Origin of the sequence: Chitinibacter sp. GC72, assembly GCF_009760905.1 — a bacterium.
Taxonomy (GTDB): domain Bacteria; phylum Pseudomonadota; class Gammaproteobacteria; order Burkholderiales; family Chitinibacteraceae; genus Chitinibacter.
Genome location: NZ_VIRW01000025.1, coordinates 1 through 21,316, shown reverse-complemented (window position 1 = coordinate 21,316; position 21,316 = coordinate 1). Strand labels below are relative to the sequence as shown.

General features: G+C 56.4%; 17 protein-coding genes. 2 read left to right on the top strand and 15 right to left on the bottom strand.

Annotated features, from left to right (window positions below; all coding sequences use genetic code 11):
- Positions 1 to 71: 71 nt before the first annotated feature.
- The 14 genes from FLS37_RS14960 to FLS37_RS14895 form a co-directional block, all read right to left on the bottom strand.
- A complete protein-coding gene (locus FLS37_RS14960; protein ID WP_157670776.1) occupies positions 72 to 2,363 on the bottom strand; it encodes a YgiQ family radical SAM protein in 2,292 nt (763 codons plus the stop codon).
- A gap of 126 nt (positions 2,364 to 2,489) precedes the next feature.
- On the bottom strand, positions 2,490 to 4,898 hold the full coding sequence (locus FLS37_RS14955; RefSeq protein ID WP_198314669.1) for an ATP-binding protein: 2,409 nt from the start codon (positions 4,896 to 4,898) through the stop codon (positions 2,490 to 2,492).
- Positions 4,899 to 5,070: 172 nt separating this feature from the next.
- Positions 5,071 to 5,736 carry an O-methyltransferase gene (locus tag FLS37_RS14950; RefSeq protein WP_157670774.1) on the bottom strand — a complete coding sequence of 222 codons (666 nt, stop codon included), beginning with the start codon at positions 5,734 to 5,736 and terminating at the stop codon, positions 5,071 to 5,073.
- 57 nt (positions 5,737 to 5,793) lie between these two features.
- On the bottom strand, positions 5,794 to 6,864 hold the full coding sequence (locus tag FLS37_RS14945) for a tetratricopeptide repeat protein (RefSeq protein WP_157670773.1): 1,071 nt from the start codon (positions 6,862 to 6,864) through the stop codon (positions 5,794 to 5,796).
- Positions 6,861 to 8,528 carry a GGDEF domain-containing protein gene (locus FLS37_RS14940; protein ID WP_157670772.1) on the bottom strand — a complete coding sequence of 556 codons (1,668 nt, stop codon included), beginning with the start codon at positions 8,526 to 8,528 and terminating at the stop codon, positions 6,861 to 6,863. Before FLS37_RS14940 ends, FLS37_RS14945 begins: the two co-directional genes overlap by 4 nt.
- A 15-nt stretch (positions 8,529 to 8,543) precedes the next feature.
- Positions 8,544 to 10,271, bottom strand: coding sequence for a phosphoenolpyruvate--protein phosphotransferase (ptsP, locus tag FLS37_RS14935; RefSeq protein ID WP_157670771.1), 1,728 nt, complete (start codon positions 10,269 to 10,271; stop codon positions 8,544 to 8,546).
- 166 nt (positions 10,272 to 10,437) lie between these two features.
- Complete coding sequence (locus tag FLS37_RS14930) at positions 10,438 to 10,710, bottom strand: HPr family phosphocarrier protein (protein ID WP_157670770.1); 273 nt, start codon at positions 10,708 to 10,710, stop codon at positions 10,438 to 10,440.
- Between the two features lie 15 nt (positions 10,711 to 10,725).
- Entirely contained in the window at positions 10,726 to 11,124 is a 399-nt protein-coding gene (locus FLS37_RS14925; RefSeq protein ID WP_157670769.1) for a PTS sugar transporter subunit IIA, read from the bottom strand.
- A gap of 167 nt (positions 11,125 to 11,291) precedes the next feature.
- Complete coding sequence (locus FLS37_RS14920; protein ID WP_157670768.1) at positions 11,292 to 12,344, bottom strand: FAD:protein FMN transferase; 1,053 nt, start codon at positions 12,342 to 12,344, stop codon at positions 11,292 to 11,294.
- Complete coding sequence (gene gshB / locus FLS37_RS14915) at positions 12,341 to 13,288, bottom strand: glutathione synthase (RefSeq protein ID WP_157670797.1); 948 nt, start codon at positions 13,286 to 13,288, stop codon at positions 12,341 to 12,343. The genes FLS37_RS14920 and gshB overlap by 4 nt, the downstream gene beginning before the upstream one ends.
- An 8-nt stretch (positions 13,289 to 13,296) precedes the next feature.
- On the bottom strand, positions 13,297 to 14,595 hold the full coding sequence (gshA, locus tag FLS37_RS14910) for a glutamate--cysteine ligase (protein ID WP_157670767.1): 1,299 nt from the start codon (positions 14,593 to 14,595) through the stop codon (positions 13,297 to 13,299).
- A 142-nt stretch (positions 14,596 to 14,737) separates the two neighbouring features.
- Positions 14,738 to 15,763, bottom strand: coding sequence for a lipopolysaccharide assembly protein LapB (locus tag FLS37_RS14905; protein ID WP_157670766.1), 1,026 nt, complete (start codon positions 15,761 to 15,763; stop codon positions 14,738 to 14,740).
- A 113-nt stretch (positions 15,764 to 15,876) separates the two neighbouring features.
- A complete protein-coding gene (corA, locus tag FLS37_RS14900) occupies positions 15,877 to 16,866 on the bottom strand; it encodes a magnesium/cobalt transporter CorA (protein WP_348943601.1) in 990 nt (329 codons plus the stop codon).
- 238 nt (positions 16,867 to 17,104) lie between these two features.
- The gene (locus FLS37_RS14895; protein ID WP_157670765.1) at positions 17,105 to 18,811 is read right to left on the bottom strand and encodes a choice-of-anchor I family protein; all 1,707 of its coding nucleotides are present in this window, start codon (positions 18,809 to 18,811) and stop codon (positions 17,105 to 17,107) included.
- A 228-nt stretch (positions 18,812 to 19,039) separates the two neighbouring features.
- On the opposite strand from FLS37_RS14895, the gene mgtE reads away from it, so the two are divergent.
- Positions 19,040 to 20,476 carry a magnesium transporter gene (gene mgtE / locus FLS37_RS14890; RefSeq protein WP_157670764.1) on the top strand — a complete coding sequence of 479 codons (1,437 nt, stop codon included), beginning with the start codon at positions 19,040 to 19,042 and terminating at the stop codon, positions 20,474 to 20,476.
- Between the two features lie 304 nt (positions 20,477 to 20,780).
- Positions 20,781 to 21,071 (top strand): hypothetical protein, encoded by a 291-nt coding sequence (locus tag FLS37_RS14885; protein WP_157670763.1) that lies wholly within the window; start codon positions 20,781 to 20,783, stop codon positions 21,069 to 21,071.
- Positions 21,072 to 21,075: 4 nt separating this feature from the next.
- On the opposite strand, the gene FLS37_RS14880 is transcribed toward FLS37_RS14885, so the two are convergent.
- The coding region (locus FLS37_RS14880) for a transposase (RefSeq protein WP_198314448.1) at positions 21,076 to 21,316 on the bottom strand (241 nt) is incomplete at its 5' end.

Genomic DNA, 21,316 nt, shown 5'->3' with positions numbered 1-21,316 from the left:
CCTAGAGAATGAAATGAAGAATCGCTAGCCGTCGGCAAACAGCAAAAAGCCTCGCATGCGAGGCTTTTTGCTTAACGGGCTTTCTTGCCAACCGATTTACTTGCAGGCTTGGCTGCTCCGGGTCTACTTGCCGGACGTTGCTGGCCAAACTTGGCTGCACCACCCACATGTCCACGGGGTATAGCGCCAGCAGCATTTCTAGCATTGTCCTGTGGCGATTTACTCCGGTTAGGTATCTTGCCCACCGAGCCCGGTCCGCCGCCGCCACGAGCGTTGCCCTTCGGGGCTTGCATGGATTTTTCGGCGGCTGATTCGGGGGGAATCAGCTGTTTGGGGCCGGTGCCGATCAGATCGGCGCGGCCCATATTGATCAGTGCTTCGCGCAAAATCGGCCAGTTTTTCGGGTCGTGGTAACGCAAAAACGCTTTGTGAACGCGGCGGCGTTTTTCGTCTTTGATGATGTCGACTTTTTCCGAGCTACGATGGATGCGTTTGAGCGGGTTGCGCTTGGTGTGCCACATCGTCGTTGCCATCGCCATTGGCGTGGGCGTGAACGCTTGCACCTGATCGGGGCGGAAATTATTTTTCTTCAGCCAAAGCGCGAGGTTCAGCATGTCTTCGTCGCTAGTGCCCGGATGGGCGGCGATAAAGTAGGGAATCAGATATTGTTTCTTGCCCGCGAGCTGGCTGTAATGCTCGAACATGTCTTTAAAACGCTCGAAAGCGCCAATGCCGGGCTTCATCATTTTCGATAGCGGCCCGTCTTCGGTGTGTTCCGGCGCGATTTTCAGATAGCCCGACACGTGATGCGTGACGAGCTCTTTCACATACTCGGGCGATTCAACCGCCAAGTCGTAGCGCAGGCCGGAGCCAATGGTGATTTTTTTCACGCCGTTGATTTTGCGCGCTTTGCGATACAGCTGAATCAAGCTGCTGTGGTCGGTATTCAGATTCTCACAAATGCCGGGATACACGCAGCTGAGGCGGCGACAGGATTGCTCGATTTTCGGGTCTTTACACGCGAGGCGATACATATTGGCGGTCGGGCCGCCCAAGTCGGAAATATGGCCGGTAAAGCCTTCGGTCTTGTCGCGGATTTCTTCGATCTCGCGCAGGATAGAGCCTTCCGAGCGGCTCTGGATAATCCGCCCTTCATGCTCGGTAATCGAGCAGAATGTACAGCCGCCAAAACAGCCGCGCATAATATTGATCGAAAAACGGATCATGTCCCACGCCGGAATGACTTGCTCGCCATAGCTTGGGTGCGGGTTACGCGCGAAGTACTGGTCAAACGCGTAATCCATCTCAGCGGTTTCCAGCGGGATCGGCGGCGGGTTCATCCATACATCGCGCTCGCCATGCTGCTGCACCAGCGCCCGCGCATTGCCGGGGTTAGACTCCAGATGCAGCGTGCGGCTGGCGTGTGCGTAGCTGACCGGATCGTAGGTCACGGTTTCAAACGATGGAATCCGAATCACGGTGCGGCCACGCACTTCGCGGCGGGCAGCCAGGCGTGCTTCACGTGAAACGATGCGGATAGGCTGCGGGGCATCACTGGGGGTATTGCTCTGGTTGGCTTGCTGGCGTTCGCTTTCATCAGCATACGGGTTGATATGTGGATCAATTTGGCCCGGAATATCGACGACAGAAGAATCGAGCTCCACCCAGCCTTCGGGCATCCAGCCATGCGGTGCGAGAAAAGCTGTGCCGCGCACATCGCGAATTTCGCTCATTTTCTCGCCAGCGGCGACGCGCTGCGTCACTTCCACCAGCGCGCGTTCGGCATTGCCGAACAGCAGCAGGTCGGCTTTGGAGTAAATCAGCGCCGACTGGCGGATTTTGTCACTCCAGTAGTCATACTGCGCGATGCGGCGCAAGCTGGCTTCAATGCCGCCAGCCATAATCTGCACGCCCGGATATGCTTCGCGGCAGCGCTGGCAATACACGTTCAGCGCCCGATCTGGGCGCTTACCTGCCATACCACCGGCGGTATAGGCGTCGTCCGAACGCGGCTTCTTATCGGCGGTGTAGCGGTTAATCATCGAATCCATATTGCCAGCGGTGACGCCAAAATACAGCCTAGGCTTGCCCAGCTGCTTGAAGTCGTCGGCCGAAGTCCAGTCTGGCTGGCTGATAATGCCGACGCGAAAACCCTGCGCTTCCAGCAGGCGGCCAAGCAGCGCCATGCCAAAACTCGGATGATCGATATAAGCGTCGCCCGTTACGATGATGATGTCGCACTCATCCCAGCCGAGCTGATCCATTTCCTTGCGGCTCATCGGCAGGAAAGGCGCAGGCTGGCGTGGCTTTACGCCTGCGGGTAGTTCGTAAATCGGTTTAAGCGGGGAATGAGTGGAATTCATGGCGACGACGAATAAGGCTAATCGCGCATTGTCGCAGATTTGGCGATTTATTGCAGCTAAATGCTTGTTTTTTATCAGATAAAATGGCCAAAGCCGCTTAAATAACCGGATAAAAACTAGGGCTTTCTAGCCTGCAGGCGCAAAAGTAGCGCTCGACAAGTTGGCGCTGGCGGGCAAAGTTAGTGTAATTTCAAGGCCTTGCCCCGGCTCGCTGCGCAAAGCAATTTCGCCGCCCAACTTGCCATGCACCAGCGAATACACCTGATACAGACCCAACCCGCTATGCCCCTGACCAAACTGCGTGGTGTAAAAAGGCTCGAACGCTTTTTGCTGCAGCTCGCTGGCGATGCCCACGCCGTTATCGCGATACAGCACTTGCAGCTGGCCAGCGCCGGTGTACTGGCTGGCAATCTCAATCTGCCCGCTCTGGCTGGGCATAAAGGCATGGCGCAATGAATTCTCGATCAGTTGCGCCACGATCAGCTCCAGTACCGCACGATAACTCAGGATATGTAGGCCTTCATCCAGCAGATTGTGAAAGCGGATCAGGCTGGCGTCGCTGCGCGCCGCATAGCGCGCAATAATATCGTCCATCAAGGATTTAAGGCCAAGCCGCGCGGCCAGCATGGCGTCATCATCGGCTGCCAGCTGGCGCAAATCACGGATCATATCGCTGGCGCGATGCGCATTGCGCTGGATAATTTCGGCAATGGTGTGGCCTTCGGCCAGAAATTGCTCCAGCTGCGATTTCTTCATGGCCCCAGCATCAAGCAAGCGGCTGATCTCGCTGCTTTTTTCACTGAAAGTACTGGCCGCCGTGAGCACGCTGCCCAGCGGGGTATTGAGTTTGTGCGCAAAGCCAGCGACCAGATAGCCCAGCGCAGCCAATTTTTCGGCCTGTACCAGTTTCTGGCTAGCTTGCTGCAAGGCCTGACCGCGCTCGGTCACGCGCTGCTCCAGCATTTCATTCTGGTTTTGCAGCTGCTCGTTCAAGCGGGCAATCTGCAACTGGTATTGCCGCTGCTGATGCTGGGCCAGCGCCCGGCTGGCCAGCAAGCCCAGCTGGGTGGCGTGCTGCAGCTCGTCGCGCTGCCAGTTGCGTTGCTGATGCAAATGCTCGAACGCCAACACGGCAACGCTGCTGTCATTGAGCCGCACCGGCACCAGAATCAGCGCACTGATGCCCTGCAGATGCAGGCTCAGCTCGCTCCATTGCCAGGTGTAAACATGCTGCGCAGCCGAATGCGCCACCACAATTTCGCCCGCATCCAGATAGCCAAACAGCAGCTCCAGCTTATTGCGCGGCACATCGGGGCCCGCTTGCAGCAATGCGCCATCCTGAGCCACGCGCAACAGGCAGTGCAAGGTTTGCCGGTCGGCCGACCATTGCCAGAAGCTCGCCTGCGCCAGCTGCAACACCTTGCAGGCGGTCTGGCACAAAATCTGGCTGAGCACAGGCAAATCGCCCTGCTCCAGCCGCGCATCGCTGGCCAGATCAAGCAGCATCTGGTCGGCATTGGGCGACAAACCGGCAATCTGGGCGATTTGTTGCAGCGGTTCGCGCTGCAAGGACTGATTGATTTGCCGCTCGAGCTGCTGCGCCTGCCGCTGCATTTGCAGCGCGGTGGCAAAATCATCCAGCGCCTCACACACTTCGGCCAGCAGATACAGCAGCTTCATTCTGACGTGCGAAGCGCCGGCCTGCTTGGCAACTTCAAGCCCCTGATGCACCTGTTGCAGCGCTTCTTTTGGCCGCGCCATGCGCAGCAAACACTCAGCGCGCAGCAATAGCGATTGCGCCCATGCCCAGCGATAGCCGGTGCGCTCGGCAATCACGCAGGCCGAATCGAGCGAGCGCAGCGCCAAGGGAAATGCCTGCTTGGCCACGTACAGCTCGCCAATCCGCATCAGCACTTCGGCTTCATCATCGGCATGCTTGAGCTCGCGGGCGGTATCGAGGGCAAAATTGAACGCCGCCAGCGCTTCTTCGCTGCGGCGCAGCTTGTGCAGATTCACGCCCAGATTGATATGCGCCTGCAACAGCAGCCAGCGATCATCCAGCTGTGCGCAACGCTCGATCGCTTCCTGATGCAGGTGCACTGCCGACGCCGAATCACCCAGTGCATCATAAATCTGCCCCAGCCCCATTTTGGCTTTAACCCAGCAAACGTATTGCTGCGACAGCTCGGCAGTTTCCAGGCAGCGCGCCCAGGTTTGCATCGCTTCCTGATAACGCGCGCTGGCATACAGGGCGCAGCCAATCAGATTGAGCAGGCGTGCTTCGGCAGCAAAGAGATGATGGCCCTGTGCCATTTGCAAGGCTTCGTACTGCAGATCTAGGCTGGTGTCGCCGTAGGTAATCTGCGAGAGCAGCTCGACCGCAGTGATAAAACCCACGGCATCGCGCCCCGCGCGCGTCTGCACCAGCAGTTGATCGAGCGACTGCTGCGCCAGTGTGCGCTCGTTGTGCAACAGGCCTTCAATCTGCGCCACCTGCTGGGCAAATTGCGGCGTCGAGCTAAAGGGTTGCGTCATCGCTAACATACTGGGGCTACACTCGGGTCAATGGCTTCCAGTGTAGCCGCTGACCGGTGTTTTGCCACTGCGGAGATAGGGATTTCTACAGAGCTTGCAGAGGGCAAGCAACATAAAAAAGCAAAGGTATATCTCTACACATCAATATATATGCCTTCTACAGCAATATACCCTAACGCTTAAACAGCAAAGTCATGCCATCGCCCGTGGGCAGGATGCAGTGTTCGACACGCTGATCGTCGCGCAGCTGGCGGTTGAATTCGTGCAAGATCGCGACGCTGCGCGGGTGGCTGGCTTGCGGCGTGGCGACCCGGCCATTCAGAAACATATTGTCCAGAATAATCAGCCCGCGCGGGCGCACCAGTTGCAGCGCGTATTCGTAATAATTGGGATAGTTGGGCTTGTCGGCGTCGATCAGCATGCAGTCAAAAGTCCCGGCGGCACCTTCTTCGAGCAGGCGCGGCAAGGTCTCGCTAGCGCGATCGAGATACAGCGTGGTGCGCTGCTCGATCCCGGCGCGTTTCCACCAGGCCTGCGCCTGCGCCGTGAATTCTTCGCAGACGTCGCAGGCAATCACTTCGCTGTCCTCGCCCATCGCCAGCGCGGCGGCAATCGAGCTATAGCCCAAGAAAGTGCCGACCTCGATATAGCGCTTGGCGCCAATCAAGCGCAGCAGAAAAATCAGCAATGCGCCCTGTTCGGGTGCCAGCGACATTTTGGCGACCCGGTGATCCACGGACGATTCGCGCAGCTCGCGCAAAATATCCGGCTCGCGCAAAGCCATCTGCAAAAAATAATCACGCAGCGAATCGGAAAGGGACAGGGTTTGAACGGTCATGGTCAGCGCAACAGCAGCAAAAAGCCGATTATAGCGTATTGCCCTGCCCGCCTGAGCTCAGTGCAATGCCAACAGGCGCAGGCGGATTTTGCGGGTTTCCAGCTCGCGCTCGATTTTGCGCAAACGCATGCGGGCATGGCTGGACATCTGCAAGGGAAATCCCTGCTCCTGATGCTGGCCGACTAGCAAGGCGTGCAGCAATTTGCGGTGCTGCAAGGCCGATTGATGCTGCCCCTGCTCCAGATAGAGCTGTGCCAGCGATGTGTGCGACTCCACACCGAGCGACAGCAACTGATGCTCTGTGCTGAGCCGCGCAGCTTCCAGCAAACATTCCTCGGCCAGATCAGCTTGCGCCAGCGCGGTAAAACAGCGCGCCAGTGCAATCATCACCTGCCCTTGTCCACCAATCAGGCGATGCTTGCGATACAGCTGATAAGCCTGACTTAACAATTCCTGCGCTACGCTATAGCGGGAAAAATGCAGATGGAGCAGGCCATTGTAGGTCAGCACATCGGCCTCCCAAGCCGGTTGGCTCAAGTCTTCCAGCAAATGCAGCGAAACCTGCCCCAGCGCCGCCTGCGCCTTGTTATACTCGCCCAGCCGATACGCGCTGGCCGCCAGATTAAGTGCCACTTCGCAATCGAGCCGGGCATCCTGCAAGGGCAGGCTCAGACTCTGCGCCATCTGGTAAAAATGGGTCGCTTTGCGATAGTCACCAAAGGCAAAATGAACTTTGCCCACCCCCAGATACGCGCGGATACAGCCGTGCGAGGTCTGCAAGACGGTCGCTATTTCCAGCGATTTAAGCCAAGCATCGAGCGCGGCGTAATAGTTCAGTTGTTCATACAGCAGGCTGCCCAGCTCATCGTAGGCCTGCATAATGGGCTGATTCAGCTTGTGCCGTTGCAGAAAACGGATCGCCGCCTGCAAAGTGCGAATGGCCTCGCCGGTTTTGCCCTGCAAATGCTGGCTGCGCGCCAGCAAGCGGTGGGCATGGGCAAGCAGCTCATGATCAGACTGCAATTTGGCCTGTTGCAGCAAAGCTTGCGCTGCGGACTCAGCCTGTGCGGGTTCATCCTGCAGCTGGCTGGCTATCGTTTCGGCCTGTGCCCAGAGCGCCTCAGTCATGGTGCAGCTCCTGCCGATCTGGCTGGCGCCAGGCACACCTGATTGCGCCCCGCATGTTTGGCCTGATAAAGCGCCTGGTCTGCGGCGGCCATCAGTTCATCAATCCCCATCCCGGAATGCCATTGGGCGCAGCCCAGACTGATGGTCACCGCCAGACCGGGGGCGAGCGCGCCCCAGTTAAACTGCTCGATTTCCTGGCGCATGCGCTCGGCCACCCGGCGCGCCAGCTGTGCATTTTTGCGCGGTAAAATCAGGACAAATTCCTCGCCGCCAAAACGCGCCAGCAAATCCGTTTCACGCGTCAGCGCGAGCAATAGCTTAATGCCGGTTTTCAGTACGTCATCACCCACCTGATGCGAATAACCATCGTTGACCTGCTTGAAATGATCAAAGTCAATCATGATCAGGCACAAGGTCGAGCCATCCTGCCGCGCCTGCTGCAGCAACACAGGCAATTGCTCGTCGAGCGCATGGCGATTAAATGCACCGGTCAGCGCATCGTGAAACGCCGCGTTTTCCAGCTGCTGCATTCTTTCGTGCTCGAGGCTACGCTGTTGCATCAGCTGTTTGACTTCCAGCTCGCTGCGCAGCAATTGCAGCTTGATCTCAGCCTGTTTCAAGCGCCGCGACGACAAGGCATCGAGCTGATCCGAGGCATTTTGCTTGAGCAGTTGCAAATAAAACTGATGAAATTCAATATGGTGCGTAGTGGCCCGCACATAGTCGCCCTGCGCTTCGTACAAGGCTGATAGCTCGGCATGGATCTGCTGACGTAGATGATCATCCGCCTGCTGCTCGGCCAGCAGCAAAGCAGCTTGCAGGCGGGCGATAGCGGCCTGCAAATCACCTTTGCGTGCACTCAGCTGCCCCAGACTGATCAGGCTTTGCGTTTGCCCCCAGCGCGAGGCGGTGGTGACATTCAGCGCATGCGCGGCCTGAAAGTAATGCTCTGCACGCGGCCAATCCTGCCGCGCCATCTGGATCAGCCCGAGATAGTGATTGATTTCAGCCTGCCAGGATAACCGAACCGGCAGCAGCAGGATGTTTTCGGTCTGCTGCAGTAATTGTTCGGCCAGACTGTAATCGTTCATCTTGATCAGCGTTGCAGCCAGATGCAATCTGGCCTTGGCCTGCAGATCGCGATCATCCTGCAGCTGAGACCATTCAACGGCCTGTGCTTGGTAATAACAAGCCTGTTCGTAATTTTCGTGCTGGAAATACAGGCTGCCAATCCCCAGATAGGCCTGGATATAGCGCACCGGCTCGCCCGATTGCAAACCCAACTCCAGTGCATTGAGCCAGGCCTGCAGTGCCTTGGGATTTTGCCGCAGATTCTGGTAGCACAGCGCCAGACCTTCGCAGGCGGCACTTTGAATTGCGCAAGACTCAAGCCGCTTGCCCAGCACCAGCGCACGCTGGAAGGACGCCAGCGCAGCATCGGTTTGCTGCAATACCTGCTGCGATTGCCCCAGCAGGATCAGCGCCTCGGCTTGCAAGGCCGAGTGCTCCAGCATACTGGCACTATCGAGCGCAGCTTGGGCCAGGATCAGCGATGATTCGCAATGCGAGGTAAATAAATACCGCCCTTGCTGCAGGCAACGGGAAATATCGTCGGGCACGCAGCACTGAGGCGGTAGAAACTGGCGTAAATCGGACGCAAGCATAGCCTTGGGCAGCGCTTATTGGTTCAACTGCTGCAATAGCGCCCGCAATTGATCTTCATCGTCAGCTTTGAGCATTTTGCTCACCAGTGGCTTGATCCGGCCAATATCGCCGGTGAGCAATTGCTGTTTTACTTTCAATAGCTGGATGGGCAGCATCGAGAAGCGGCGCAAGCCAAGGCCAAGCAGCAACCGGGTCAGGCTCGGGTCGCCAGCCATTTCACCGCACATCGACACCGGCTTACCCAGTTTGTCGGCGGTGCTGATGATGTGTTTGAGAAAATGCAGCACGCCGGGGTTGAGCGGATCATACAGATGGCTAACCGCATCATCATTGCGGTCAACGGCCAGCGAATACTGGATCAAGTCATTGGTACCAATCGAGATAAAATCCAGATGGTTCAGAAAAGCCCCAACCGCCATCGCCGCGGCAGGTACTTCAATCATGCCGCCCAGCTCGATATGCTCGTCAAAGGCAATGCCCTCTTCGCGCAATTGGGCCTTGATGTCTTCCAGATGCAGCCGGGTCTGCTTGACTTCACTCAGGGCCGACAACATTGGAATTAGCAGCTTGATTTTGCCAAATGCCGACGCCCGCAATAGCGCGCGCAGCTGGGTACGGAACATTTGCGGCTCGGCCATGCACAAGCGGATACCTGTAAGGCCCAGCGCCGGGTTGGGCGCTTCGCGCTCAATCTGCCAGGAAGGAATCTTGTCTTTACCCAGATCGATAGTCCGAATGACTACCGGTTTGCCCTGCATGGCCTGAGCCACTTCGCGATAGGCTTCAAACTGCTCTTCTTCGGTCGGCAGATCGTTTTCTTTCAGAAATAAAAATTCCGAACGGAACAGGCCAACGCCACTGGCGCTATTCTCCAGCGCCAGATCGCAATCGTCGGGCAATTCGATGTTGGCACTCAGCTCGATCGCCGTACCGTCGAGTGTGACGGCGGCCTGAGTACGAATATCCTGCAATTTGGCTTGCTTGAGCAGCCATTCATTTTGCCGGAACTGGTATTCGGCCAGAATCGCCGGGTCCGGGTCGACAATCACGCAACCCTTGATACCATCAACAATAATCAGCTCTTGCTCGCGGATAATCTCGCGCGCATTGCGCAGCGCCAGCACTGAGGGCAAATCCAGACTGCGCGCCAGAATGGCCGTATGCGAAGTAAGCCCGCCCACATCGGTGATAAAGGCTTTGTAGCTGGTGTCTTTAAACAGCACCATATCGGCTGGCGACAGATCATGCGCGACCAGAATGCAATCGTCGCCATCGCAAACTGGGGCGTGTGCACCATGTTCATGCCCGGCCAGCGCCTTGAAAATCCGCTCGGTCACCTGAATCACATCGGTGCGGCGCTCGCGCAGGTATTCCTCTTCAATTTCGTCAAACTGGGCCAGCAGCACATCCAGCTGCAGCTTCACCGCCCATTCGGCGTTGCAGCGCTGTGTTTCGATAATATGGCGCGGCTCTTTCGATAGCGTGTGGTCGTTGAGCAGCATGATATGCAGGCTCAAGAAAGCACCCAGCTCAGCTGGCGCATTGTCCGGAATGCTGCCCCAGAGCATTTCCAGCTCTTTACGGGTATTGCGGATGGCATCGTCAAAACGTTGCAGCTCGGCGGCTAGGCCTTCAGCGGGAACAGGATAATGAAGTATTTCAATATCGGCGTGCGATACCAAATGGGCGTGTCCGATGGCAATACCACCACCAACCCCTAAACCGTGCAGGCTAATACTCATCAATTCCCTCCTGAAACCTGTTCAGTCAATGCCAGTTAAGCCACTTTCACGCTACGCCGATGGCCATCTGAATGGCCAAAGGTTTGCAATGAAGCGTGTATGCGCTCACGACCAGCAAGCTGCCAAAGGTGTCGCAAGCTCTTGTGGCCGCGATCACCGGTTTTTTTTATTCGCCTTCGCCAAATTTGTCGGCCACCAGCGCCACCAGCGCATCAAGCGCAACCTGCTCGTCGGGCGCATTGCTGGTATCGATTACGATTTTGCTGCCCTTGCCTGCGGCCAGCATCATCACGCCCATGATCGATTTGGCGTTCACCCGCTTCTGATTGCGGCTGACCCACACTTCACACTGATACTGGCTGGCCAGCTGGGTAAATTTACTCGAAGCCCTGGCATGCAAGCCCAGTTTATTGACGATTTCAACTTCTTGTTGCGGCATGATTCTATTTCCTAATTACGACGGATTGCCGGGTAACATATACAAAACGCCTTCAAGCCCACCGGTAATCGCTTTGCTGACCGCGATTTCCAGCGATTGATGACTATACGACAGTGCGCGCACCAGCATGGGCAGATTGACCCCGGCGACCGCTTCGATGCGTCCGGCACAAATCAGGCGATTAGCCACATTCGATGGCGTACCGCCGTAAATATCGGTCAGCAGCAACACGCCCGAGCCATCATCCAGCTCCTTGATCAATGCTTGCGCCCGACTCAATACCTCATCGGGATCGTCGGCCTTGCTGACGGCCAGTTGCCCCAGATTGGGCAATGGACGCCCCATGATGTGCTGCGCACATGTCATCAAAGCCTCACCCATGGAATAGTGGGTGACTATGATTATGCCTACCATGCCCAAATACTTCCTTTTTCTGGCCTTACCACCTTGTGGGCAGAAAGATTAATCCTGATTGATGCATCATATAACTGTTTCTGGCGTTCAGGCAGCTTCCAAAATACCAAGCCACCTGCCTGCAACACTTCGCGATCACACAGACAGCAAAGCCTGACAACGCAGCTTTAGCGCAAACGGTAAACATGGGGCGGCTTTTTCAGCCATTTGATCCGTGCCTGCAGGCTCGATGAAATATATGCATCGCCCTTCTCGTCGATCACCAGCGCATCACGAATACCAAAGCGCTGCGCATACATCCAGCTCGTTCCCAGACCACCAATCAGCATGGGCTTGGTCGCCACATCGGAAATCGTACCTGCCGACTGACTGGGTGGTGCAATCACGCTCACGGCCTGAATGCCTTGAGCACTAAGCCCCGTACGCGGATCGATCAGATGGCTGTGGCGACGGCCACCCTGCATGAAATAACGCTGATAGTCGCCCGAAGTGCCAATGGCCTCACCACTTTTAAGCGCAATCGTTGCCATCGCCTCGGGTTGGCGCGGATGCTGCAAGCCCACGGTCCAGGGCTCCTGGTCTTTTTTGCCCAGCGCCAGCACATTGCCGCCAATATTGATCAGCGCATTGAGCACCCTTTGCTGGCGCAAATAGCTGGCCGCGTGATCAAGCGCCCAGCCTTTGGCAAAGCCACCCAGATCAATCTGCACCGCTGGATTATCCGAGCCGATGCTGGCCTGATCGATGCGCAGCTGCGCCATGCTCGGTTGTGCCGCCAGCAGTTTAGCGAGCGATTGTGCATCGGGTATGACAGGCGCAAATGTATCGCGATGAAAGCCCCATAGCTCGACCAGCCCCCCCACCGCCGGATTAAACAGCTGATCGCTTTGCTGCTCGTAGCCCTGGGCGGCCTTGAGCATCTCGATCAGCTCGATATCGGCCGTAGTCAGCTCGCCGCGTTTGATGGCCGCGTTCAGACGGGTAATTTCCGACGGCTGCCACGCGTGCAATTTGCGATGCAAGCGATCAAGCTCGGCGAGCACAGCACCAGCGTGCTTGGCCGCCACGGCTTCGTCCAGCCCATAAATACTGATCTGTACCCGCGTGCCAAAGACATAGCTTTCCTGCTGATACAGCTCGCTTTTTCCGCACGCCGTGAGCAAAAAAGCCGCGGCTAGAACAAGACCGCGGCTGATCTGAAGGGAAAAAAAGCGACTCAAGCCACTTTCCTTTCAATTGCGTCGATGAACAGCCCCGCCACATTAATCCCAGATTGGGCGGTAATTTCCTGAAAACACGTCGGGCTGGTCACGTTGACCTCGGTCAGATTGTCGCCAATCACGTCCAGCCCCACCAGTAGCAAGCCTTGCGTGGCCAGTTGCGGGCCTAGCGCCTCGGCAATTTCCCTGTCTCGCGCAGTCAGAGGCCGCGCAACACCCGAGCCACCAGCGGCCAGATTACCGCGGGTTTCACCATCAGCAGGAATGCGCGCCAGACACCAATTAACCGGAACACCGTCGATCAGCAAAATGCGCTTATCGCCGTCCTTGATGGCCGGCAGATACTTTTGCGCCATCACCAGACGTTCGCCATTGTGGCTCAACATCTCCAGTATGCTGCCCAAGTTAGCGTCGTTGCTGGTGATGCGGAAGATACCCGCCCCACCCATGCCATCGAGCGGCTTCACGATCACATCGCCGTGCTCGGCCACAAAGCCGCGAATATCGGCCATATTCTGGCTCACCATGGTCGGCGCAATAAATTGTGAAAACTGGAAAATCGCCAGCTTTTCATTGAAATCCCGCAGTGCCTGACCACGGTTGAATACTTTCGCGCCTTGCGCTTCGGCCAGGCTAAAAAGCTGCGTCGCATACAGATATTGCTGGTCAAACGGCGGATCTTTGCGCATCACCACCGCGCCCAAGTCGCGCAGCGCGATGACTTCTTCGCTGTCGATGCGATACCAGTCGTGACCATTTTGCTGCTCGGTAAAGCCGATCAACTGCGCTCGCGCTTCAACGATACCGTTTTTCAGCCGCAAATCATCGGCCAGACAAGCCCAGACCTGATGACCCCGGCTCGCCGCCTCGCGCATCATGGCGTAGGTCGAATCTTTGTAAATCTTGAATCCGGCCAGTGGGTCGGCCACAAACAGGATAGTCATCGTCGGCATTACAGGCTGCCCTCAAATGGATCGGATTCCAGCTCCAGCGAGCCGGCCAATAAAGCCAAGCGTGCCACAACGCCATATGCATAGAAACGATTTGCTTCACAGTCGGGCGAGCCATCGCAATCGGGCGTAGACAGCGGCGTGGCAAACGCCAGCGGTTTGAAGTGCATGCCCGGCGCGTTCAGATTTTCGTCAATGCCACGGTCGGTGTGCACACGGTAAAAGCCGCCAATCACAAAGCGATCGAGCATATACACCACCGGCTCGGCCACACCGTCGTCGATGGTTTCAAACGTCGGTACGCCTTCCTGCACAATGACATCGTGCACTGTCACACCTTCCTTGATGACCGACATTTTATTGCGCTGCTTGCGGTTCAGGCCGATGAGTTCTTCGCCCGATTTAACGCTCATAATACCCATGCCGTAGGTGCCAGCATTGGCTTTGACAATCACAAATGGCGTTTGGCTAATGCCATATTCGGCGTATTTGACGGCGATTTTCTTGATCATCGCGTCAATCGTCGCCGCGAGCTTTTCTTCGCCTTCGCGCGCGTGAAAATCCAGCCCGTCGACGTGCTCGAAGTAGGGATTGATTAGCCATGGGTCAATATCAATAATCTTGGCAAAATCGGCGACCACTCTATCGTAGGCGGCAAAATGCCCGGTTTTACGCCGCACAGCCCAACCCGCGTGCAGCGGCGGCAACAAGGTTTGCTCGATATTTTTCAGTAAGTCGGGAATGCCCGCAGACAGATCATTATTCAGCAGCACAACACAAGGGTCGAACTCGCTCAGATCAGCACCCAAGCCGACGCGATTGCCAGCGCGAACCACCGGCTCTTGCAGCATTTTGCTGCCATCGGGCAAATCCAGCTCGGTGGGCGCGGTGATCTCGGGATTCATGCTGCCGATGCGCACCACCATCCCGGCCTGACGCAGAATTTTGGCCAGCGCGGCGACGTTTTGCAGGTAAAACAGATTACGGGTGTGGTTTTCCGGAATCAGCAAAATGCGGCGCGCGTCCGGACAGTAGCCCTCAAGCGCCATCATCGCCGCCTGCACCGCCAGCGGGTGAAAATCCGGATTCAGATTATTAAATCCGCCCGGGAACAAATTCATATCGACCGGCGCCAGTTTGTATGCTGCATTGCGCAAATCGACCGAGCCATAAAACGGCGGCGTGTGTTCCTGCCACTGATTGCGGAACCAGTGTTCGATTTCCGGTTGCGCGGCGAGGATTTTGCGTTCCAGCTCCAGCAAGGGGCCGGTTAATGCAGTAGTGAGGTGTGGCACGCTCATGGGCGGCTCCAGCGTCAATTGATTATTCAGATAGATATGGCGGCAAGCCGGATGAATTCAAGACAAGCGTAAGACTTTAATCCGCAACCAAGGGTATATCGCTACAGAGCAACTCAGATAAAGCCTACATTAATATACCCAACTAGCCTGGCAAGTATTGACGGATATTGCTCAGATCAATCGCCGGGATGTGCCAGGACTGATCGTTCTCTTCGTGCAAATGCTCCAGCTGGCGGCCGTAATACTCGATGCCACTGCTGTCATTGAGCGCGGCGCAATAGCCCGCCGCCTGCGCATTAAGCTTGGCCTCGATATGCCGCATGCCATCCTGCTGCGCCAGATGGATGCCGCGCTCGATAATATCGCGCGCCATTTCGGGCGAGCCTTGCAGAAAGCGGATTTCGGCCAGCATGCCCATCAGATTGCATTCGGCCCAGTGCGACGGTGTTTCCTGCATCGACTCCAGACATTCTTCAAAGTACAGCTCGGCCTGCGCCAGATCGCGCGCTTTTAAATGGATGGTGCCCAGATGCAGCAGCGATTCGGACACATAATGGCCAAAATTGTGCTGGCGGCTAAGCTCGATTGTTTCGTGCAGAATCTGCACGGCTTCATCGCTTTGCCCGCCGTTATACAAATCCCAACCGAGGCTGAGCAAGGCGCGCACATGAATCAGCGGATCCGGATGCAGCTTGAGCAGCTGCAGCGCAGCACGGTGAAATTCAACGGCTTGCAGATGCTCGTTATACGCACTGCAGACGTGGCCCAGACCGATCAGCGCCTGCACATGCGCATGCCCGCAGTGGCGCAGCGCACGGCAAACCTCAATGCACTGCTTCCAGTAAGCCAGCGATTCGGCGTACAGCCCGCCGGTATAGCGATCCCGCCCCAGCCGCTCAAGCACTTGCGCCGACAGCAGGCGGTAATCATGGGTCTCGCAGATCTCCAGCGCCTGCAGCAGCAAGGTGCAGTCGTCAAAACGCATGCCCAGCTGATTGCGGATAATCGATAGATACAGGCAGGCATGCACCTGGGTGTGCAAATCGTGATAGGCGTAGCTATCGGCCAGCAAAGCCTCGGCCTGCAGCAGGATTTCCGAAGGCGCACGGTACATGCGTCGGGCAATGTCGGCAATTCGCTCAGCGGCGTTGGGAACGGTGGCGCTCATTGTGCTTACCTAGCGGTGTTTTCGGAGTGGGAGTACACGGCGCCCACGACAGACCTTAGCCTAGCCGATCACGCCGGAGAACTCTAGCAAAATCATGGCGTTAAGCCCCTAACTTACAGCCAGCCTTTGCGTTTGAAAAAGACATAAGGCGCAATGCCCGACAGCACCATCAAACCCAGCGCCACCGGATAAGCCCAGGCAAATTGCAGCTCGGGCATGTGCGCGAAATTCATGCCATAAATCGACGCCACCAGCGTTGGCGGCAGGAAAACTACGCTGGCAATCGAGAAAATCTTGATGATTTTATTCTGCGCCAGATTAATCAAACCCATCACCGCGTCCATCAAGAAGTTGATCTTGTCGAACAAAAACGCGCTGTGATTATTCAGCGACTCCAGATCGCGCAAAATTTCGCGCAGATCGTTTTCCTGCGCTGGCGCGAGTTGGCGCGAGCGCAGCAGGAAAGACAGCGCGCGGCGCGTATCCATCAGATCAAGCCGCACTTTACCGTTAATGTCTTCGTGCCCCGCCAGCTCGGCCAGCGCCTGCCCCATCAGCTCGTCGGTCATTTCGGCGCTATGGTCGAGCACACGGCGGCTTACGCCGTCGAGCTTGGCGTAGATTTCTTCCAACACATCGGCGTCGTATTCAACCGCCGCGTCGTAAATCGCTAGCAAAATCTCCTGCGCGCTACCGACAAAACCCGGTTGTACACGGGCGCGCAGGCGAAACAGCCGGAAAACGGCCAGCTCTTCCTGCCGGATCGTTAACAGGCGGCCTTCATTGAGCAAAAACGACACCGTGACGTTCTGGTGTTCATCTTCGGTATGCGTCAGAAAAAACGAGCTGATGTGCACGCCATTGTCATCCACATAGCAGCGTGCCGACTCTTCCAGATCTTTCAGCTCTTCGTCTTCGGGCAACTCCAGATGAAACACGCGCTGCACCAGCTCGCGCTCATCATCGGTCGGGTCGACCATATCCACCCATAATACTTCCGGTCGCGACAAGTCTTCCGGCACTAAGGCGGGAACCTGAATCAAACGGCCAGCGGAGAGGACAAAGGCATTGAGCATGGAAAAAGCGCCTTGCAGGTAAATCATGCGAATGGGCGCGATTATACGGCAGCCACGGCGGGCTGGGGTGATCACGGCGTGTGATCTGGCGGCAGATAAAGTGAGGCGCGCGCTCAAGCGCAGACGGGGTGGAGAGACAGGTGAAGCTGGTAGATTGCAGGGCGGGCTTCGCAGCCAGTACAGCCTGAACTGGCAGGAGATATCCGTAATCGAATTGACCCAGCCCGAGCCTCACAGGGCTCAGGCTGAATCATGACAGGGGGTATTACTGGATGATGGAGAAAATCGCCGTTGTACCGCTGACTTCATTGCCGACAATCAGCAAGGGCTCGCCGGTCGGTGAATCTTTTTCCGCGACAAAGGCCAGCCCTTCCGGCCCCAGATCACCCGCTGCGGCCAGCTCTTTGGCCTCAAAATTGCGTGTGCTGGTGTAGCCGGCAAAGGTCGGCGCGGCAGGATTGCTGATGTCGTACATCATAATGCCGCTCATGCGCTCCAGACCGATAAAGGCATAGGTGCGCTCGCCAATCTGGCCAATCGCCAAGCCTTCCGGCTCGGGGCCTTTATTATCGCTGCGATCATCAAACGCGGTTTTGCCGTGATTGGTATTGAAAAACTTCGGCTCGATCTTGGCCAGCTGCTGCTCGAACTGATCGCCCGAATCCCACACCAGCTTGCCGTTGGCATCGCGGATGGAGAATGAACGGCCGCCCTGGGCAAAGAGCTGATCGTACACCAGCTTGCCATCGGCATTGAGCTTGGGCAAGCCATCGTCACCCACCTGATAGCCCTGAGTCCAGCTCACGGTCAGCCGACCCAGCTGCTCATCGTCAATGCAAGCGCCTGCGCCGCAGTCAGCAAAGACCGCCGGATTGAGTACGGCCCCTTTGGCCAGCTTGGCCAATTGGGGCGGCAGCTCTTTCTGACCGGCAAAACCGTCTTTGTGCAGCAGATTCTTCACGCGGATTTCTTCAACAAAGCCTTTCGCGGCATCGCCCGCCCAGTAGGCTTTATCGTCTTCACCCCAGGCACGCGCATCGCCTTCATTGGCCAGCACCAGGTAGGTATTGCCCGCAACGCTATAACTAGCAATGCTGTCCGGCTGATACATGCCTTTTACACCAACCCAGGTGCGGATATTAATCTTCTTGTCCTTGTCACTCACGTCCAACCCATTACCTTGTGCGCCATGATCTTTAAAGCCCAAAGGCAGCACATCGCTCACCTTGGCCTGCTTGAGATCAACCTTGGCCAGGGCGTTATTTTCCTGCAGCGTCACCCACGCTGTTGTGCTGTCCGCAGAAATGGTGATGTATTCCGGCTCCAGATCCTGCGCCGCGCTGGCATAGGGCCCATAAATGCGCACACCAGCCTTGCGCAGCTGTTTTTCACGGCCATTGAAAGCGCGGAAATCCGCCGTGCGCACCGCTGGTTTTTTCAGATTCTGGATATGGATGATACTCACCGAGCCTTCGGGGTCGGTCTGGTAATCAGCACTTGGCTCGCCTTCGTTGGCCACCACGACACTTTTGCCATCCGGAGTAAAGGTCAGCATATCCGGTTGCGCACCAACGCCCACATGACTGATCAGGCTTAAATCAGTCGCGCGGAAAAACGCCACCTTGCCCGGATTGGTTTTCACCGGCGCTTCAATCGCAATCGCCACGATGCCGTTTTTCACCGCCACACTATTGACCACCGCCTGCGGCAAGACCGCCGTAGCCGACAATTCGCCCAGCGCAACAGGCTGGTTCGGGTCGCGCAAATCCAGCACATCAACCACGCCTTTTTGTGCGTTCACCACAAAAGCACGCTTGGACGCCGGATCAAATGCCGGAATCTCGGCTGCGCTTTTTTCATACACCCCGGTGCTGTAACGCCCGAGCAGATTAAGCACCAGCGGTGCTGGCTCGGCCGCAAACAGCGGATTCATGATCAAAGCGGTGCTACCTAGTGCCAGCCAGCGTTTCATTGCGCAATTCCTGTGTGTAAAACTCAATAAAGCCACGATGATAGGCGCTGAATATGACAGAAAAATGGCAAAGTCCAACCCAGCCACCAGTCAGCACACCTGAGCGCGACATGGCAAACTACCCAAGCCTCAATCACAAAGCTTTCACGCCCCCATGCTACACTGCAGCGCACCAATAGACCTGCGACGCCACCCACGCAAAATGGCGTCGCCAGCCGGATTTCGCCCATGACCGTGATTAGCCGCAAACCGCAAGAAAGCCTGCAAGAGAGCTTGCAACAAGTCATCCGCCTGCTCGAGCGCCACAAGCTGGTCGAGAATATGGTGCACAAGCAGGAAGGCCCGAAACACGATCTGGTCGAGCAGCTGGTTCACCGGCAAAACCTGACCGAATTGCAAATGAAACTGGCCGCGCTGCACCCGGCTGACATCGCGCACATTCTGGAAGCACTCCCGCCAGCGGATCGCCTGACGATCTGGGGCTTGGTCGACGCCGATGACGACGGCGAAATTCTGCTCGAAGTCTCTGACGTCGTGCGTGAATCGCTGCTGGCCGATATGGCACCGCATGAAATGGTCGCCGCCGCCGGGCAGCTCGATACCGATGAGCTGGCCGATCTGGTGCCCGATCTGCCACAAGCGGTGCAAAGCGAAGTCCTCGGCACGCTGGACGCGGAAGACCGCGCCGAGGTGCAATCGGCGATGTCGTACACCGACGATCAGGTCGGCGCGCTGATGGATTTCGAGATGGTCACCATCCGCGCCGATGTGCGCCTCGAAGTGGTCTTGCGCTATTTGCGCCGTTTTGATGAGTTGCCGACGCATACCGACAAGCTGTTTGTGGTTGATGACGAAGAAATTATCAAGGGGGTATTACCCCTGAATAAACTACTGGTGAGCGATCCAGAGCAATACGTGGGGGATGTAATGGCCGACGACGTGGTCATTTTCCAGCCCTTTGACGACGCAGGCGAAGCTGCGCAAGCCTTCGAGCGCTACGATCTGGTTTCCGCACCCGTGGTCGATTCCAACCACAAAGTCATCGGCCGCATCACGGTCGATCAGATGGTCGACGTCATCCGCGAGGAATCCGAAGCCGAAGTCCTGTCACTGGCCGGTTTGAAAGATGAAGACCTGTTTTCCAGCGTCGGCAAGGCGGTCAAAAACCGCTGGCCGTGGCTGGCGATCAATATCTGCACGGCCTTTATCGCCAGCCGCGTCATCGGCGTGTTTGAAGACACCATCGCCCATCTGGTCGCGCTCGCCGCGCTGATGCCGATTGTCTCGGGCATCGGCGGCAATACCGGCACGCAAACAACCACGCTGATTATTCGCGGCCTGGCGCTGGGGCAAATCACCACGTCAAACACGCGCATGCTGCTGCTCAAAGAGCTGGGCATCGCGCTGATTAACGGCGTAGTCTGGGGTGGCGTACTCGGCCTGATCGCGTGGGCGCTGTATGGCAAGTGGGATCTGGGGCTGGTGATGACCGCCGCAATGCTGCTCAATATGATGGTCGCCGCACTCGTTGGCCTGTTTGTTCCGCTCACCATGCAAAAATTCGGCCGCGACCCCGCCTACGGCTCATCCGTCATGATCACCGCACTCACCGACAGCCTGGGATTCTTCATTTTCCTCGGGCTAGCCACGGTGTTTTTGATGTAAGCAAGAAGCCCCTTTTCACCGCCAGAGCAGGATCTTGATGGTATTCATCCTACTGCGAAGCTATACCAAAACGTCCAGTTACTGCGTCAGCAGCATACCCACGTGTACCCAAGCTGACAGACACCCGAGTCAATCATAGGGAAGGATTTGGTGCCGCAAGGGATAACAGAGCGAAGATGACAAGGATACCCACCGCCTGCGGCGGCCTTGATAAGGTAAAAGTCACACCCCATTCTGGGCTATCAAACGGCGGACCTAAATTACCCCAGGGCACCGAAATAACACCGAATACGGAAATGTAGAAATGGATTACACAGCCAATATATTCGACAAGCTAAGCACAGAAAAACTAATAAAAGGCTATTACATTGATGACTGCGCAATATTTCGAGAAGCAGGCTTTGGGTTTCTATTAATAGAAGAAGACCCTGGCACTTACTATACAGATGACCATGGCGACATCATCGAATTCACTCCCAATATGCGCTGCGTAATTATTGCCGCAGACAAACCAATTAATTCTCGGTTTAACGGATATCAATTCGATTACTACAGCATCAATTATCTAGCTCGTGGCACTGCCCCAAGCGAATAAGTAATCACGCATAACTAATTTTAAATTTCGAACCGAAGCCGGATAAAAGGGTGTGGACTTCTTCGACCAATTTATCCTTGCTCCACGACTTGAAGCTACGCCAAAAATGCTTGGCGTGTTTCCACACGATCTCGATCAAATTGAGCTCAGGGCTATACGCTGGCAAGTACATCACCACAAAACGATGATCCACCAACCAACGATTGACCACCTCTTCATCAAAATGGTGATGCACTGTCGCGTTA